Below are 18,535 nucleotides of genomic sequence, written 5' to 3'. Positions count from 1 at the left end.
ACAAGACTAAAACCTATGAATGTTTTTTATAAATAAGCTGAAATCATGCCTTTAAGCATGGTGCATCAAGCTTTGAAGACGTCGAAATTTATTTGTAGGACAAAAAAATCGCCAACTACCTCAGCAGTTAGCGATTCATTGATTAAGCTTCTTCGTCGACTCGCAATGGTAAACCAGATTGCAAGTCATCGATTTCAACCACGCGGTAGCCTTTCTTTTCAAGCTTAGCGACTACAGTGTTCAAGGTGTTTTCATCGGTGCCAGCAGGCAAAGTGAACAACGTGCGGCGAATGAATTCGCCGCCTTTGGCATCTAAGGTGATGGCACTGGCCAAGTCAGTATACTTCGCCAAGATCTTGCTCATCGCGGCTAAGTCGCCGCGACCTTGAGGACCACCTGAAGACATCACCGTCAACACATAAGAGCCGACGTCGATGTGCCAAGATTCACTCAACATGGAAAGCAGTGCTGAGTGGGTCAAAATGCCGTAGAAGTTCGCATTTTCATCCAGCACTGAAATGTAAGGCAAGTCTTTGATGTTGAAAAAGACTTTGAAGAAAGGCGCGTTGACTGGAATCGTCTTGGTCGCATTCTTCAACAAGTAGGTGACAGGTAAACTCATGTCGCCACCTTGGGACTTATGCCGATAAATATGCATCTTATAGATGTTGCCGCGGAAGATCTGCCCGCTTTCATCGAGGATCGGGACGCATCGGAAGCCGGAATCTTCCAGCACCTTCAACGCTTCTTCCAAGGTGACAGTCTCTTTCACGGTGGTCAGGAATTCCTTCTTGAGTACCAGGGACTTGATTAACATGATAGTAACCTCCATGAAGCCGTTTTGGGAATATTAAAACTTTCTAATGTAATCATACCACATCCATTAGGCGACACCAATGATTGTGCGCGGCTTTTTGTGGTGAATTTGCGATTTGAAATTAGGACTCCGGCTGGCTCGCCACACCGTAGTGAGGGTCCTCGGCGGAACTAGCCTGGATGTTTCGCTACGCTCACCACCAGCCGGATTTCCCCCTGCGGAAGCCTGTAAGCAAAAATCGCTAACAGGCTTCTCACTAAGGTGTGCTGGTCAACCTCCGTCCCAATTTCAAATTGTGGTATCCTGTCACAACAATCGATTACTTGAAAAAGTAAAATTCATGGTTAATTGACCTCGAAGCATAGGTGATTTTGTTGGTGAGTGTCTTGCAACCGAGAGAATCTGGAAGCGGAGGCGTGTTGGTGAAACGAAGGTGGAAGGGACAATTGTCGTGAAAGTGAAATCAAGTGAGACGCCGGTTTGTGGCGGCTCGCGCAGATTTCACCGGCAAAAATTGAAACAGAGTGGTTTTCTCTGGTTCAATTTTTAGGCGTAAGAACATCGGCGCACTTTGCCGATTTCTGAAGCCGGCCGCACGACAACTTGTCCCTTCCACCGCAGTGTAACCAACACGCCGGAGCTTTCAGATTTTCGTGCCAAAGGCAGGAACGAAGGCAAAACAAAAACGCCTACTCTTTGGAGTAGGCGTTTAACCAGTCAGAGATTACTGACGAGTTTCGATGTCGTTAGCAGCGAAGGCATCAGTGATGATCTTCTTCAATTGCTTAGCGGAGGCATCCATGGATTCTTGTTCGTGGTCAGTCAAAGGAATTTCCAAAATGTTTTGGATACCGTTGCGGTTGATCACGGCAGGGGAACCGATGTAGATGTCGTTTTGACCATATTGGCCTTCCATGTAAACGGAAAGTGGCAATACGGCGTTTTCGTCAGAGAGGATCGCTTTGGAAATACGAGCCAAGGCAGTGGCGATACCGTAGAAAGTAGCGCCCTTGAGCTTGATGATTTCGTAAGCGGCGTCACGAACGTTTTCGAACATGTCGACAAGCTTGGATTCATCGATTTCTGGGTGAGCCTTAACCCATTCAGAGATCTTGATGCCGCCGATGTTAGCGTGAGACCAAACAGGGAATTCAGTATCACCATGTTCACCCATGATGTAAGCATGGACGGAACGGGCGTCAACGCCAACCATTTCAGCAATGGATTGACGGAAACGAGCAGTATCCAAGGAAGTACCGGAACCCACAACGCGGTTCTTAGGGAAACCAGAAAGCTTCCAAGTAGCGTAGGTCAAAATGTCAACTGGGTTAGCAGCGACCAAGAAGATCCCGTTAAAGCCAGATTCAACGATTGGGTCAACGATGGACTTCAAGATCTTCAAGTTCTTGTTAACCAAGTCGAGACGAGTTTCGCCAGGCTTTTGTGGGGCGCCAGCGGTGATGACAACAAGGTCAGCATCCTTAGCGTCAGAATATTCAGCGGAGTAGATCGTCTTAGGAGTTGTGAATGGGAGCGCGTTGCTTAAATCGATCGCGTCACCTTTCGTCTTGTCCTTAAAAATGTCAACGATCCCGATTTCTTGGGCGATGCCTTGCAATACCATTGCGTAGGCGTAACTGGAACCAACGGCACCATCACCAACAAGAATTACTTTTTGGTGATCTGTTTGAGTGTTTGCCACGGTGATACCATCCTTTCTTATTTGCAATCATGCAATTCATCTGTTAGTATAGCACAATTATTCTTGTGTGCACGACTTTTCAGCGGCTTTTTTCATTTCTCATATGATTCTTACAAAACCGCCAGCCGCCGCCGTTACGCCTTTTTGTGAAGATGGCTAGCTTTGTCGACGCGGGAAAGTAAGGGATTTCACGTGCTTATTTTCACAAACAATGAATGCCTTTTCATGGTCTGTGCTAACAAAAACTTAAAAACTGTAGTACAAGCCGTGAAATCGGCCTTTGTGCTATAATCAAGGCGCACGTCGGAAAAAAATCTTTCCGGCCATTTTTGCGTTTAAATATGGAGGAACATTTTGAAAATGATCGTTGGCCTGGGTAACCCAGGCAGCAAATATGCGAAAACCAAACACAATATCGGCTTTATGGCTATTGACGAATTATCCAAACGGTTGGATATCCCAGTCACCAAACATGAATTTGATGCCTTGACTGGCACCGGTATGGTTGATGGTGAAAAAGTCATGTTAGTTAAACCGGTGACTTTTATGAATGACTCCGGTCGCGCAGTCGGCCAGCTCAAAGCTTTTTATCGCTTCGAACAATCAGAAATTTTCATTATCCAAGATGATATGGATATGACCATGGGTCGGCTGCGCCTGCGTCCCCGCGGTTCCGCAGGTGGGCACAACGGCATTAAGTCGATCATCGCCGTGCTTGGCACCGCAGATTTTCAACGCGCGAAAATCGGGATCCAACATCCTGCTAAACAACGCGTCGTCGACTGGGTGCTCACCCCGTTTAAAGGTGATGATGCCATTGCCGTGGCTAACGGCATCGACAAATTGGAAGATGCATTAGTCGATTGGATCCATGGCAAGAGTTTTGATCAATTGATGAATCAGTACAACTGATTGTTGAAGTTTCCGTCAAGCTTTTGGTCGAAATCGTCATGCACATACAAATTAATCTATATATATAGAAACAAACGTTAACGGAGGTGAATCCATGGACCTGATCGATTTATTTAACCAAGAGCCCGCTTTGCAAAAGCTGTGGCCACAACTAACAGCCGGGCGGCATTTGGTCACTGGCTTAAACGGTAGTGCCAAAACCTTGATGTTGGCAACGACTTTGCGGCAGCTTGATCGGCAATTAGTTGTGATCGAAGACAATCGCTATCACGCTGAAGAACTGGTGGCTGATCTCAGTGATTTGATCGGCGAAGACCGGGTGTGGGCTTTTCCAGTAGAAGACGTCCTCGCCGCTGAAGTCGCGGTATCGTCTCCTGATACGAAAAACACCCGCATCAACACCTTAAATTGGTTACAAAAAGGCGAAGCCGGCATTATCGTCACCAGTTTAGCGGGATTAAAGCGTCTGTTGCCGCCGCAAACTGTGTGGCAACAAGCTGGCATTCATTTGGACATGGATTCACAAGTGGATCTGCCACAATTGACCCAACAATTGATCGATGCTGGCTACACCCGCGATAGCTTGGTCGGCGTTCCTGGTCAATTTGCCATTCGCGGTGGCATCATCGATGTGTATCCGCTTAATGCCGATGATCCGATCCGGATCGAATTGTTCGACACTGATGTCGACTCGATCCGGCGTTTTGACATGCGAACCCAACGCAGTATTCGGCAACTTAACGAAATCGATATTCCCCCAGCAACCGATTTGATCGCTAGCCGTGACGTGTTAAAAGCTGCTGGCGAGCGCCTATTAGATCAAGCCAAAGCCGCCAAGAAATCTGCGAAGTCAAAAGTCAACAAACAAGCGTTGACCAATGGCATCATCGCCACTGCTGAGCAATTAGCCCAAGGCGAATCTGTCGATCAACTCGCATTATACATGCCGTATTTGTATCCTGATGCGGCGTATTTGTGTGATTATGCGCAAGCTGATGCTTTAGTGGTATTTGATGATTACACCCGCCTGTTAGATGCTGACGTGAATTTGGTTGAAGAAACCACGGCTTGGTATGGTGGGTTGCAATCAGAAGGTCGCTTACTGCCAGATCAACCAAACGTTACCATTCAAGAATTCGACCGCGGAGATCTTCATCCGCATTTATATTTAAGCTTGTTTCAAAAAGGTATGGGGAACTTGCGCCTGACGTCACTCACCAATGTGGTGTCGCGCAACATTCAACAATTCTTCAGTCAAATGCCGCTGTTGAAAACTGAAGCTGACCGTTGGCGCAAGCAAGGCATGACCGTGGTTTATCTTGTGCCTGAGCAAGGTCGCTTGGAGAAATTAGCAGGCAATTTACGAGATTTTGAAGTCGACACGGTGATCAGTCCCAAAGCTGATTTGCTGGAAAAAACGCAACAGCTCGTTTCCGGCAACTTACAAAACGGCTTTGAACTCCCAGATCTGAAGTTAGTCGTCGTCACAGCCCATGAATTATTCAACACCAAAACGCATCGCAAAGCGCGGCATCAAACCTTAGCTAACGCTGAACGGCTAAGGTCGTACACCGAGTTGGTACCAGGTGATTATGTGGTCCATGTCAATCACGGAATCGGGCAATACACTGGGATGCAAACGTTAGTGGTCGACGGCGTTCATAAAGATTACATCACCATCGTTTATCAAAAAGGCGATCAGCTGTTTATTCCAGTCAGCCAGTTGAACATGGTGCAAAAATATGTCGCCGCCGACGGCAAAAAGCCGAAAATCAACAAACTTGGTGGCGCCGAATGGCAAAAAACTAAGCGTCGCGTCGCCGCTAAAATCGAAGATATCGCTGACGACTTGATCAAGTTATATGCTGAGCGTGAAGCCGAACCAGGTTTTGCGTTTGCCCCAGATGACGATTTACAAAAGCAGTTTGAAGGCGAATTCACTTATCCTGAAACTGCAGATCAATTGCGCTCCGTCAAAGAAATCAAACAAGATATGGAAAAACCGCGGCCGATGGATCGCTTATTAGTCGGCGACGTCGGCTTTGGGAAAACCGAAGTCGCCTTGCGTGCGGCGTTTAAAGCCGTTGAAAATGGCAAACAAGTTGCCTTGTTAGTGCCGACCACGATTTTAGCGCAACAACATTTTGACACGATGAGTGATCGTTTTGCTGATTTCCCGATCAACGTAGCAATGTTGTCACGCTTCCGCACCCCGGCACAAAGCAAAGAAACCCTTAAAGGCTTAGCTTCAGGCGAAGTCGATATTGTGGTGGGCACGCATCGCTTGTTGTCAAAAGATGTCCATTACAAAGACTTAGGGTTGTTGATCGTCGATGAAGAACAGCGCTTTGGCGTTAAACACAAAGAAAAGCTCAAAGCCTTGAAAGCCAATGTCGATGTGCTGACGTTAACGGCGACTCCGATCCCACGGACCTTGAATATGTCGATGTTAGGTGTCCGTGACTTATCTGTGATCGAAACGCCACCGACGAACCGTTACCCGATCCAAACTTTTGTCATGGAGCAAAACGGTGGCACCATTCGCTCGGCGATCGAACGGGAACTCGAACGCGGCGGACAAGTCTTTTACTTGCATAACCGGGTGGAAGACATTGAACAAACTGTCGCCCAAATCGAACAACTTGTCCCGAATGCCACAGTGGCTTATGCCCATGGCCAAATGACGGAAACGCAACTGGAAAATGTCATTTACGACTTTTTGCACGGCGCTTATGATGTGCTGGTCACTACCACCATCATTGAAACTGGGGTGGACATGCCAAACGTCAATACGTTGATCATTGAGCATGCCGATCGCTACGGCTTGTCACAGCTGTATCAACTCCGCGGTCGCATCGGTCGTTCTAGCCGGGTCGCTTATGCCTATTTCATGTACCAACCAGACAAAGTGTTGACGGAAGTCGCCGAAAAGCGGCTGCAAGCGATCCGCGATTTCACCGAACTTGGTGCCGGCTTTAAAATTGCGATGCGCGATTTGTCGATCCGCGGCGCTGGGAACTTGCTCGGCTCGCAACAACACGGCTTCATCGATTCCGTCGGTTACGATTTGTATACCCAAATGCTCAATGAAGCAGTCGCTGCCAAACAAGGCAACGCTAAGCCTAAGCGTTTGGATACAGAAGTTGATTTGGATCTGGAAGCTTATTTGCCAAGTGATTATGTCAGCGACTCTCGCCAAAAGATCGAATTATATAAACGTTTGCGTGAAGCCAACAATGATGATCAACTCAATGAAATTCAAGATGACTTGATCGACCGCTTCGGTGATTATCCAAAGCCTGTCGAGAATTTGTTGGCGATCACCCATATGAAACGCTTCGCTGATGCCGCACTAGTCGAGAAAATCACTCAAAATGGCAAAACCTTGGTATTGACGATGTCGCCACAAGCATCTGAGAAACTCGCTGGCGTCGAAATTTTCAAAGCGTTGAAAGCCACCACACTAAAAGCACGGGTGGCGGCAGACTCAGCGAAAATGAAAGTGTCATTGACGATCACCACAGGCATGAAGCCAGCTGACTGGTTAAATGAATTGATCGCCTTTTGTCAGGCGATGCAAGCGATCGTGGCACCAAACACAACGCCAATTGAGGTTTGATATGCAAAATCCCCAAATGAAGCGCCTGTTGCAAGGGGCGTGGACCTTGAGCTTAGCGGCGATGATCGCCAAAATTTTAAGTGCGATCTACCGCGTCCCATTTCAAAATTTAGTCGGTGATACCGGCTTTTACGTTTATCAACAAGTTTACCCGCTGTATGGCATCGGGATGACCTTTGCGTTGTCAGGATTTCCAGTGTTTATCTCCAAACTTGTCGCTGAAGCCCGTGAGCCGCAAGCCCAAGCAGAAGTGACGCATCGCGCGCAAGTGTTGTTGATGTGGTTAAGTGCCGCAATGTTTATTGGGTTGTACAGCTGCTCTGGGTTGATTGCTCGCGCCATGGCAGATCCGCAGCTGGCGAGTTTGATTCAAACGGTTGCGTTCATGTTTTTGACGATGCCGATTTTAGCAACTGGCCGCGGCTATTTCCAAGGGACTTTTGACATGTCCAAAACCGCAGTCAGTCAAGTGGTTGAGCAAGTGATCCGGGTGGCGGTGATTTTAGTCGCGGCAACCGTTGCGACCAAAGCCCATTGGGACCCTTACAAAATGGGTGCCATTGCGATGAGCGGGGCCTTCTTCGGCGGCCTTGCGGCGACAGCGACCTTGTGGCCGGCGTTTCATCGCGTTTTTGCTAAAAAGCATTTTGCCTGGCCAGGGTTTGTCAGCTATTGGCACTTGTTGAAACGCTTCGTCGTTGAAGGCGGCAGCATCGCCTTGTTTGCGGCGATGTTGATCATGTTGCAGCTGGTCGATTCCTTCACGGTGACTCGCGGGTTGCAAGCAAGTGGCGTCCCGTTTGCCTTAGCCAAAAGCTTGAAAGGGATCTATGATCGCGGCCAACCGTTGGTGCAACTGGGTTTAGTTGTGGCGACGGCACTTTCTGCGACACTTTTGCCGAGCTTGACCACGGCGTTTGCGCGCGGGCAACATCATCGCTTTGATCAAACTGCAGCCCAACTGATCCGCTTTAACTTGGCGTTATCCACTGCTGCCACTGCTGGTTTGGTGGTGGTGATGCCGGCAGTCAACTGGTTGTTGTTCGGCGATCGTGACGGGCAATTAGCCCTGCAAACTTATGTGATCGCCATTGTGTTAGTGGCGATGATCAATGCGTATAACGCGATTTTGCAAAGCTTGAATCGTTATCGTGGCACCACGCGAACCTTAATGATCGGCTTTGTGGTGAAACTCGTGATCAATCAATGGTTAGTGACACGCTTTGGGACCCTTGGGGCTAGTATTGCGACCTTGCTGGCTTTAGGTGTTATTACCGCGTTATTAGCGATGCAAGTACCAAGCACCATTCGCCAAGTTGCCAACCGCGATCATTTCTATGTGAAACTCGCTGTGATCACGGCTGCGATGGTGGCGATCGTGTGGGGCGTGATGCAAGTATTACCATTTGGCAGTCGCGGACAAGCAATACTCGTTGCTTTGGCGGCAGTCGTCGTCGGGGTGATCGTGTTTGTTGCTGGGGCATCATGGACGCGTTTATTCACCGCGCGAGAAGTCTTAGCCTTGCCATTAGGCCGCAGATTTCTTAAAATGACGCATAAGCATTAACATCGCGTCAATAATTTTACAATCAATACAATGACGTTGAATTCACTGGCAACAATTGAAAGGAAATAACATGCGTTTAGATAAATTTTTGAAAGTGTCTCGGATCATTAAGCGGCGCACAGTCGCCAAAGAAATTGCGGATAAAGGCCGCATCACCGTTAACGATAAGATTGCCAAGTCTTCAACTGACGTATCCGTTGGGGATGTGTTGGTGATCGCCTTCGGGAATAAAACCTTAACTGTGAAAGTTGAAGCCTTGGTGGAATCCACCAAGAAACAAGATGCTGGGGAAATGTTCAGCGTCGTTTCCGAAACTTACAAAGAACAGTACTGATTTTACCTGGCTGTAATATGCCGCAAGCGGATACTTTGGTATACTGAAGGTATTGACGAAAGGTGGCCGCATGATGGAACAATCTAAGATCAAGCGTATGCCGCAGCGTCCTTTGGTGACGCCGCGTGCTGATAAACCGAAATTATCGCATCTCCACAAAATCCGCCTGCGTATTTTGCTCGGCATTTTCGTGGTGATCTTAGCGTTCGGCGGTTGGCAGTTGTATCACGTCCACACACAGATCCAACAAAGCCAAGCACAAGTCGATCATGCAAAAGCCCAACTGAAATCCGTTGAGGATAAAAAGCAAGCTTTAAAAGTACAAGTCGATCAGTTGCACAATGACGATTATTTAGCTAAACTTGTCCGCCAAAAGTATATGGTGTCTAAGTCTGGTGAAGTGATTTTTGAATTGCCAGGCACTGCCGGCAAACTCAACTTAAACGGCAACTGACCTGCTTGCACACCACCTGCGGCATGGTATACTAAGAATCACATTAGACACGGAGGACAATTTTTTATATGGCAGTTGAAGTCGGCGCAAAGGTTTCTGGCAAGGTCACAGGGATCACGAATTTTGGCGCCTTTGTTGATCTGGGAGCAGGTAAGTCTGGTTTAGTCCACATCAGTGAGATCTCTGATGGGTATGTTAAAGATATTCACGATGTGTTAAGCATTGGCGATGAAGTGACTGCCGTGGTGACTCAGATCAAAGATGGTAAAGTGGGTTTATCCATTCGTCGTGCTGATGGCAAAGAACACGTTGATCATGGTCATCATCAAGGCGGCCATGCGCATGGTCCAGCCAATCACGATCGCGATCATCAAGCGCCACGTCCTCAAAATCATGGTGCTTCCCATTCTCCGCGCCCCCAAAATAAGCATGCGCAACAACAAAAACCTGCATTAACTGGGTTTGATGCGATGATGTCCGGCTTTTTGAAAGAAAGCGAAGATCGTTTAAGCAGCTTGAAGCGCAACACCGAAGGCAAACGTGGTGGCCGTGGCGGTCGCCGAAGTTAAAACCAAAGGCTGTGACCCAAAGCGGTTTTAGCCTATCATACAAGCGCCGTCACATCATGATTTGCACTTTGAATCGTGGTGTGGCGGTGTTTGTATGTTTAGGCGTTGCGACTTTTTTCTTTTCAATTTTGAAAGCCCTGTATCACTTGACCTGCCTATTTGGTAAAAATTGGTCAAATTTTCACGACACGACGTCATAATTCAGACTAAAGTCCCACGCGAGCAAATTCTAGCAGTGGTAAAGTGAATTCACATTCACATGACGGCGTTTAGAAAGGAGTACCTATGCTATCTGGGAATGACTTACTGAGGAATTTCGCCCTTGACCCAAAAGCACCGCTAGTTGTGGCGGTGTCAGGTGGCGTTGATTCCATGGTATTACTCACCTTGCTATCACAAACCACTCATCCGCTGATCGCCGCGACTTTTGATCATCATATGCGCGAAACTAGCGGGGATGATGTGCAAATGGTGGTGGCCTACGCCAAACAACTCGGTATTCCTGCAGTTGTCGGTGAATGGCAACGTTCATCGACGCAAGCGGTCAATGAAGCTACAGCGCGGACAGCGCGTTATCAATTTCTCGCAGAAACTGCCCATGTTCATCACAGCGACTTTCTAGTTTTAGCCCATCACGGTGATGATCAACTGGAAGGCATTTTAATGCAGCTGGCACGCTCTGGTAACGTGATGGCGATGAGTGGCATGCAGCCAAGGCGACCACTAGGAGACTTGCAAGTGTTGCGGCCGTTGTTGCGCTTTAGCAAAGCAGATCTACGCGCTTACGCCGACAAACATCATGTGCCTTTCACCGATGATGAAACCAATGCTGACGACACCATTGCCCGCAATCGCGTGAGACATCAGGTGACACCAGTGCTCAAAGCCTTGAATGCCGGCGTTTTGCAACATACGCAGCGCTTTAGTGAAAGCCTTGAAGCGTTGATCCAACTTGCTGAGCCTGCGCTACAAGCGTTGGTACCAACACCTGCAGTCATGACGGATTGGACACCGCTTTTGACCCAAACATCTGGCGTTCAGCGGTTAGTGCTGGAACAATACTTACAAGCTTTCAATATTCAAATTCCTGCCCAAGTGATCACCCAAGTCTTACAAGCTTTGGGTCAGGCCAAAGGGAATAAACATTTTGACGTGAGTCGCCATCACTTAGATGCCGCATATGGGAAATTGTATGTTGATGCGCCACAAGTGCTGCGGCAACCAGAATTGCCGCTACAAGTCGATGATACTTGGCATGAACTTGCGGATGGTCGCATGATCGGGTTGTTTCATCAACAACCTGTTTGTGACACTTGGGCCTATGTACCTGCCAAGCCGTTGACCATTCGACAAAAAGTTGCCGGCGATTATGTCGCGTTGCCCAACGGTCACCATAAAAAGCTGCAACCTTGGTTGATCGCCCAAAAAGTCCCGCAATTTATGCGCAACGATTTGTTAGTGGCTGATCAAGACTATCAGTTAGTTTGGGTGGAGATTCCGACGCGCCTTGAATTGTTTCAAACGCGGCAAACTGATATAATTCAGGCTGTATTGGCACTGAAAAACCCGGCAAATGATAGTGAGGATAATAATGGAAAATGATATCTTAAAGGTCTTGTACTCCCAAGAAGACATTCATGAAATTACCAAGCGCTTGGCCAAGCAGATCAAACATGATTATGCAGGCAAAAATCCGTTAGTGATCTGCATTTTAAAAGGTGCGATCATGTTTATGACGGATTTGGTGCGCGAAGTCGATGACTATTTGGAAATCGATTTTATGGATGTTTCCAGCTACGGCAATGAAACAGAGTCTAGCGGTGAAGTGAAGATCTTAAAAGATCTCGATACAAGCGTGGCTAATCGCGACGTGTTGATCGTTGAAGACATTGTCGATACTGGTCGCACTTTACATTACCTCACCCAGATCTTTAAAACGCGCAATGCCAACTCTGTGCGGATCTGCACCTTGATGGATAAGCCTGAACGTCGCGTGGCGCCTGTGCACGCAGATTACGTTGGCACTACGGTTCCTAATGAATTTGTGGTCGGTTATGGGTTAGATTTTGCGGAACGTTATCGCAATTTACCTTACATCGGCGTATTGAAACCTGAAGTTTATGCCCATTAATCAGTGTGATGTAGTATTATAGCTACTAAGCACGCTTTTTACCTATTGTTGCTGGAGGTTATGTATGAATAAAAAACCAAGAAACGGGCTATTCGGCGGCACGGCAATGTATGTTGTCTTGTTCGTGTTGCTGGTGATGGGCTTTGCATACTACTTACGCGATAGTGGTGGCTCCACTACCCAAGAATTGCAAACCAGTCAATTTATTAGCCAATTAAAGAAAAATGACATCAAGTCCTTTGAGATCCAACCATCTGGTGGGGTTTACAAAGTCAGCGGTGAATATCGCAAAGAACAAAAAGTCACTGGCGACTCTGCCTCAAGCACTAGCTTTTTAAGCCAAGCGCCTGCAAAGACTAAGAAGTTCTCCGCATACATTCCAGCTAACGATGCCACGATCAACTCGATCACTAAAGCTGCCGAGAAGAATAATGTCAAGTCTAACACCTTGACAGAATCTCAATCTGGCACCTGGTTGTCATTGATCTTAACGATCGTGCCAATGGTGGTCATCATGGTATTCTTCTATATGATGATGAACCAAGCCGGCCAAGGCGGTGGCAACGGTCGCGTGATGAACTTCGGGAAGTCCAAAGCCAAACAAGCTGATAAGAAGGCCAACAAGGTCCGCTTCTCAGATGTTGCTGGGGCCGAAGAAGAAAAACAAGAACTGGTCGAAGTCGTGGAGTTCTTAAAAGATCCCCGCAAATTCTCTGGTTTAGGCGCTCGTATCCCAGCCGGTGTGCTCCTTGAGGGACCTCCTGGTACTGGTAAAACTTTGCTGGCTAAAGCCGTAGCCGGTGAAGCAGGCGTGCCGTTCTTCTCCATTTCTGGGTCTGACTTCGTGGAAATGTTCGTTGGGGTCGGGGCAAGTCGTGTGCGTGATCTTTTTGATCAAGCCAAAAAGAACGCCCCAGCCATCATCTTTATTGATGAAATCGATGCCGTTGGTCGCCAACGTGGCAACGGCATGGGTGGCGGTCATGATGAACGTGAACAAACCTTGAACCAATTGCTGGTTGAAATGGATGGGTTTACTGGTAACGAAGGCGTCATTGTGATGGCTGCCACTAACCGTTCAGATGTCTTAGATCCAGCTTTGCTGCGTCCTGGTCGTTTTGACCGGAAGATCTTAGTCGGTCGTCCTGATGTCAAAGGCCGTGAAGCGATTTTGAAAGTTCATGCCAAAAACAAGCCATTGGCTGACGATGTGGACTTAAAAGAACTCGCCAAAACCACGCCAGGGTTTGTCGGGGCTGATTTGGAAAACTTACTCAACGAAGCTGCCCTTGTGGCTGCTCGTCGCTCTAAGAAACAAATCGATGCCACTGATATTGATGAAGCTGAAGACCGCGTGATCGCAGGTCCGGCGAAGAAAGATCGCGTCATTTCTAAGAAAGAACGCGAAATCGTGGCTTACCACGAAGCTGGGCATGCGGTGATCGGGTTAGTCTTATCTGATTCTCGTGTGGTTCGTAAAGTGACCATTATTCCTCGTGGTCGTGCCGGCGGTTATGCCATCACCTTACCTAAAGAAGATCAATTCATGTTGACGAAAAAAGACATGATGGAACAACTCACTGGGTTAATGGGTGGGCGGACTGCTGAAGAGATCATTTTCCATGTGATCGCCACTGGCGCGTCTAACGACTTTGAACAAGCAACTCAAATGGCCCGTTCCATGGTCACCCAATATGGGATGTCTGATAAGTTAGGGACAGTTTCCTTAGAAGGTGCCGGCGCACAAAATGAATACGGTCAAGTGATGTATTCACAAGCAACTGCTGCCGCCATCGACGATGAAGTCCGTGCGATCATCGACGAAGCGCATAAACGTGCGCATGACATCATCGAATCTCATCGTGAACAACACAAAGCCATTGCTTTGGCCTTGTTGGAACACGAAACCTTGAACGAAAAGGAAATCTTGTCCATTTTCAATACTGGCAAGATGCCTGAAAAGCCAGCGGATGAATTCCCATCTGAAAAAGCAGCGACCTTCGAAGAATCTAAGAAGGCCTTAGAACAAAAAGATGCCGAAAAACAAGCTGACGATGCGGCCAATGCTGAAGCTGAACCCACTGATGTACAAGCACCAGCGGATCAGTCTGAAGCCTCAGCTGCAGAAGCTAAAACAGCAGATGCTGAAACTGATGCTGAACCTCAAGCAGATGCGACACCTTCTGATGATCAACCAGCGGCAAAGTCTGATGATCCAGACCAGCCTGCTGATCAACCAACTGACGACGATCACAACGATCAGGCTTAGTTGAATGAGAAACCGCCACAAGTCAAAGAGACTTGTGGCGGTTTCTTTTGTCGCATGAGTGACTGATGTGCTGGCAGATTAAATTCGTGACTCAAAAATTCGTTAGCGTCCCTCATACTGATCAGTTACTTACTTTTGCGCAAGAGCGTGGTTTCTGTTAGAATGATTTGCGTTAATTAAAGCGACGGATAAAGGGAGACAAATAGATAAAATGGCAGATGAAATCATTACCGGCATCAGTGCCGATGGGTTGTTCCGGGTGTTTGCAGTGGACGCTACGGCAACCGTTCAAGAAGCCCAAACTCGCCATGACACTTGGAGTGCCGCTAGTGCTGCGCTAGGGCGGACCTTAGTGGCAACCAGTTTACTTGCAGCCGCAGGGTTAAAAAACGCTGACGACTTGCTGACGGTTCGGATCAAAGGTGATGGCCCAGTCGGTGCGATCATTGCTGATGGCACCGCAGACGGTACGGTTCGTGGTTATATTCAAGTCCCACATGTCAATTTACCGCTGAATTTGGTGGGGAAAATCGACGTTGCCAAAGCGGTTGGTAAAAAAGGCTTACTGGTAGTCACCAAGTCCATTGATGGGGCGGAACCATTTTCTGGTCAAGTGCCGTTGGTTTCTGGTGAATTAGGGGAAGACTTCGCTTATTACTTGTCACAATCTGAACAGATCCCAGCAGCGATCGGCTTGTCAGTATTTGTGAATGCGGATAACTCGATCGCCCATGCTGGTGGGTTCATGGTGCAAGCTTTACCTGGTGCCACAGATGATGCCTTAGCGAAGCTTGAAACCAACATCAAGACCTTGCCGTTAGTGTCTGAAATGTTGAAATCTGGTATGACCGCAACACAAATCGCAAAACGTGTGCTTGGCATGGGTGACACTGGCATCAAGATCTTGAAGTCACAACCGTTGAAATTTGCTTGCACTTGCTCTAAGGAGCATTTTGCCCATGTGATCGCGACATTAGCCCGCAAAGACGTCCAACAAATGATCGATCAAGACCATGGCGCCGAAGCAGTATGTAAATTCTGCGGGAACAAATATCACTATACTGAAGAAGAACTTATCACCTTACGTGATCAGGAGGAAGATTAATGGCACAATTAGACACCCCTTGGCAAATCGGCAATGTTACCATTCCTAACCGCATTGTGGTGGCACCGATGGCTGGGATCACCAATGCAAGTTTCCGGGTGACGGCCAAAGAATTTGGCGCCGGCCTGGTGGTTTGTGAAATGATTTCTGACCGTGGCATTATGTATGGCAATAAGAAGACCTTAAAGATGATGTTTGTCGATCCTCGCGAACATCCGGTTTCGATTCAAATTTTTGGTGGGACCAAAGAAACGTTAGTCAACGCTGCGAAGTTTGTCGCGGAAAACACCGCTGCTGACATTATCGACATCAACATGGGCTGCCCAGTCCCGAAAGTCACTAAGACTGATGCTGGTGCCCACTGGTTGCTTGACCCGAACAAAGTTTATGAAATGGTCGCCGCAGTTGTTGACGCTGTCGACAAGCCAGTCACAGTGAAAATGCGGACTGGTTGGGATGAAGATCATGTCTTCGCCATTGAAAATGCTTTAGCCGCACAACGGGCTGGCGCTTCAGCTTTAGCGATGCACGGTCGCACGCGTAAACAAGGCTACTCTGGCACTGCAGATTGGGACATTTTAAAACAAGTCGCCAATGAATTGACCATTCCTTTCATGGGTAACGGCGACGTTCGCACCCCACAAGACGCTAAGCGCATGTTAACAGATGTTGGCGCAGACGCTGTGATGATCGGCCGCGGTGTCCTTGGCAACCCATGGCTGTTGACCCAAGTGGAAGCCTATTTGCGGACTGGTGAGTTGATCGACGAACCGACTCCTCGTGAGAAAGTGGAAACGGCGAAACTACAGCTGCATCGCTTAGTTGAACTCAAAGGTGAAAAAGTCGCCGTGCCAGAATTCCGGCAACTGGCGGCATATTACCTCAAAGGCATCCCACGTTCTGCCCGGACTAAAAATGCAGTCAACTCCGTGGATACAGAACAAGAAGTCGATGATATCTTTGATCGCTTCGTGGAAGAAACTGAAGCGCGCATTGCCAAAGCACATGCCCGTGCGGCAGAATAATGCCTTTTCGCTGGCACTGCATGCAGTGTCGGCGTTTTTTTGAAAGAATTGCCGTTGCATTTTTTCAGAAATTAAGGCACACTCAAATTGGACTAATGAATGGAGGACATATTGGTGGCAAATGAACAGCAACCTGAATTAAATGACCAAATGAAGGCCCGTCGCGAAAAAATGGACGCCTTGCGTGAAGCTGGGATCGATCCATTCGGCCATCGCTTCGAACGCACCCATTTGGCGCAAGAATTGCATGATCAATTCGATGCAATGGACCATGACGCGGTTTTAGCAGATGAAACCCATGTGAAAATTGCAGGGCGGATGATGTCTAAGCGTGGTAAAGGGAAAGTCGGCTTTGCTGATATTCGCGACCGCTCAGGCAAGATCCAACTTTACGTGCGCAAAGACGTGGTCGGCGAAGAGAACTATCAAATTTTCAAAAAAGCTGACCTCGGCGATATCTTAGGCATTTCTGGTGACATGATGAAAACTAACGCTGGGGAATTGACCATCCGCGTTGACCATGTGACCCATTTGGCCAAGGCATTGCGCCCACTTCCTGATAAATATCATGGCTTGACCAACGTCGAACAGATCTATCGTCAACGTTACTTGGACTTGATCGCCAACCCTGAATCTTTTGATCGCTTTGTTAAGCGTTCGAAAATCGTCAGCGCTGTGCGTGAATACTTGGATAACAACCAGTTCTTAGAAGTTGAGACGCCAGTGTTGCACAACCAAGCTGGTGGTGCCTCTGCTCGTCCATTTATCACCCATCACAATGCGTTAAACATCGACTTATACTTACGCATCGCCTTGGAATTACACCTCAAGCGTTTGATCGTTGGGGGCATGGAACGTGTCTATGAAATCGGCCGTGTATTCCGGAATGAAGGGATCGATACCAAGCATAACCCTGAATTCACCATGCTTGAAACTTACGCCGCTTATTGGGATCTGTCTGATGTGATGGATGAAACTGAAGGCATTTTCCGCTATGCTGCCCAAAAAGTCCTCGGCACTGGCAAAATCACTTATCAAGGCCAAGACCTCGATTTAGATCAACCATTTGCCCGGGTACACATGGTCGACGCCATTAAAGAAAAGACTGGTGTCGACTTCTGGCAACCAATGACCACTGAAGAAGCGCGCAAAGTTGCCGATGAGCACCATGTGAAGTATGAATCTTATTGGACCACTGGTCACATCATCAACGCTTTCTTTGAAGAATTCGTTGAAAAGACCTTAGTTCAACCCACCTTCTTATATGGTCATCCAATTGAGATCTCCCCATTAGCTAAGAAGTCTGAAAAAGACCCTCGCTTTGTGGATCGCTTTGAATTATTCATGCATGGTAATGAATATGCCAACGCCTTTACGGAATTGAATGATCCTATCGATCAAAAGGAACGCTTCGAAGCTCAAGCCGCTGAAAAAACTGCCGGTAATGATGAAGCCCAAGGCATCGACAACGATTATGTCGAAGCTTTGGAATACGGGATGCCACCAACAGGGGGCCTGGGGATCGGGATCGATCGTTTGGTCATGTTGTTGACGGATGCCCCATCGATCCGCGACGTGCTGTTGTTCCCAACTTTACGTCCATAATTTCAAAAAAATTGCGCCACTTCTTTTAAGAAGTGGCGTTTTTTTTCATGGTTTGTATGTTTTTTGAATGATTTTCCAAAGTCTCCTTCAACCGAAAACCCAGAAATTACCGAATGACACGCACCGCTTGTCTGAGAGAATATGGTGAAAACCCAAACGTTCGTTATGTCGGAAAAATCACCGTTCGCATTTCCAAAAAAGTTACGAAAAATGTTGACGCACCGCGGTTTCCTTGGTACTATTATAAACGTTGTTGAGGCAGCCACGGCGGTTATCCGCTGGTGAGAAATAAAAAATGTTGTTGACAGATCGCCGATGACATGATATGATTTCTAAGTTGTCTTTTGACAAGGTAGTCCTTTGAAAACTGAACAAAGTTTCGTAAATGTGATAGGGCTTTTCTTAATTGAAAAGAATTAAACATGA

At 47.6% G+C, this 18,535-nt stretch carries 14 protein-coding genes; 12 read left to right on the top strand and 2 right to left on the bottom strand.

Annotation, left to right across the window (positions count from 1 at the left end):
- Window positions 1–142 precede the first annotated feature (142 nt).
- Both cbpA and EKM92_RS09970 read right to left on the bottom strand, forming a co-directional pair.
- On the bottom strand, window positions 143–817 hold the full coding sequence (gene cbpA / locus EKM92_RS09975) for a cyclic di-AMP binding protein CbpA (RefSeq protein ID WP_125710379.1): 675 nt from the start codon (window positions 815–817) through the stop codon (window positions 143–145).
- A 724-nt stretch (window positions 818–1,541) separates the two neighbouring features.
- Entirely contained in the window at window positions 1,542–2,519 is a 978-nt protein-coding gene (locus tag EKM92_RS09970) for an L-lactate dehydrogenase (RefSeq protein ID WP_125710377.1), read from the bottom strand.
- A 354-nt stretch (window positions 2,520–2,873) separates the two neighbouring features.
- On the opposite strand from EKM92_RS09970, the gene pth reads away from it, so the two are divergent.
- The 12 genes from pth to lysS all read left to right on the top strand — a co-directional run bounded on the left by pth (window position 2,874) and on the right by lysS (window position 18,109).
- The gene (pth, locus tag EKM92_RS09965; RefSeq protein ID WP_125710375.1) at window positions 2,874–3,431 is read left to right on the top strand and encodes an aminoacyl-tRNA hydrolase; all 558 of its coding nucleotides are present in this window, start codon (window positions 2,874–2,876) and stop codon (window positions 3,429–3,431) included.
- 94 nt (window positions 3,432–3,525) lie between these two features.
- Window positions 3,526–7,050, top strand: a complete 3,525-nt coding sequence (mfd, locus tag EKM92_RS09960; protein ID WP_125710373.1) for a transcription-repair coupling factor — start codon at window positions 3,526–3,528, stop codon at window positions 7,048–7,050.
- A gap of 1 nt (window position 7,051) precedes the next feature.
- Window positions 7,052–8,617 carry a putative polysaccharide biosynthesis protein gene (locus EKM92_RS09955; protein WP_125710371.1) on the top strand — a complete coding sequence of 522 codons (1,566 nt, stop codon included), beginning with the start codon at window positions 7,052–7,054 and terminating at the stop codon, window positions 8,615–8,617.
- Between the two features lie 70 nt (window positions 8,618–8,687).
- Window positions 8,688–8,951: an RNA-binding S4 domain-containing protein gene (locus EKM92_RS09950; RefSeq protein WP_125710369.1), complete on the top strand. Its 264-nt coding sequence runs from the start codon at window positions 8,688–8,690 to the stop codon at window positions 8,949–8,951.
- A 70-nt stretch (window positions 8,952–9,021) separates the two neighbouring features.
- Entirely contained in the window at window positions 9,022–9,405 is a 384-nt protein-coding gene (locus tag EKM92_RS09945) for an FtsB family cell division protein (protein WP_125710367.1), read from the top strand.
- 68 nt (window positions 9,406–9,473) lie between these two features.
- Complete coding sequence (locus tag EKM92_RS09940; RefSeq protein WP_125710365.1) at window positions 9,474–9,974, top strand: S1 domain-containing RNA-binding protein; 501 nt, start codon at window positions 9,474–9,476, stop codon at window positions 9,972–9,974.
- Between the two features lie 285 nt (window positions 9,975–10,259).
- Window positions 10,260–11,576 (top strand): tRNA lysidine(34) synthetase TilS, encoded by a 1,317-nt coding sequence (gene tilS / locus EKM92_RS09935; protein WP_125710363.1) that lies wholly within the window; start codon window positions 10,260–10,262, stop codon window positions 11,574–11,576.
- Window positions 11,566–12,105, top strand: coding sequence for a hypoxanthine phosphoribosyltransferase (gene hpt, locus EKM92_RS09930; RefSeq protein WP_125710361.1), 540 nt, complete (start codon window positions 11,566–11,568; stop codon window positions 12,103–12,105). Before tilS ends, hpt begins: the two co-directional genes overlap by 11 nt.
- Window positions 12,106–12,169: 64 nt before the next feature.
- Window positions 12,170–14,374: an ATP-dependent zinc metalloprotease FtsH gene (gene ftsH / locus EKM92_RS09925; RefSeq protein ID WP_125710359.1), complete on the top strand. Its 2,205-nt coding sequence runs from the start codon at window positions 12,170–12,172 to the stop codon at window positions 14,372–14,374.
- 211 nt (window positions 14,375–14,585) lie between these two features.
- Window positions 14,586–15,479, top strand: a complete 894-nt coding sequence (gene hslO, locus EKM92_RS09920; protein ID WP_125710357.1) for an Hsp33 family molecular chaperone HslO — start codon at window positions 14,586–14,588, stop codon at window positions 15,477–15,479.
- On the top strand, window positions 15,479–16,504 hold the full coding sequence (gene dusB, locus EKM92_RS09915; RefSeq protein ID WP_125710355.1) for a tRNA dihydrouridine synthase DusB: 1,026 nt from the start codon (window positions 15,479–15,481) through the stop codon (window positions 16,502–16,504). Before hslO ends, dusB begins: the two co-directional genes overlap by 1 nt.
- A gap of 99 nt (window positions 16,505–16,603) precedes the next feature.
- Entirely contained in the window at window positions 16,604–18,109 is a 1,506-nt protein-coding gene (lysS, locus tag EKM92_RS09910) for a lysine--tRNA ligase (RefSeq protein ID WP_164509964.1), read from the top strand.
- The last annotated feature ends 426 nt before the right edge of the window (window positions 18,110–18,535 follow it).

Source organism: Lacticaseibacillus porcinae, assembly GCF_003946305.1.
GTDB lineage: Bacteria > Bacillota > Bacilli > Lactobacillales > Lactobacillaceae > Lacticaseibacillus > Lacticaseibacillus porcinae.
Note: the sequence above shows the minus strand (reverse complement) of the source record. Positions and strands in the feature narration are given on the sequence as shown.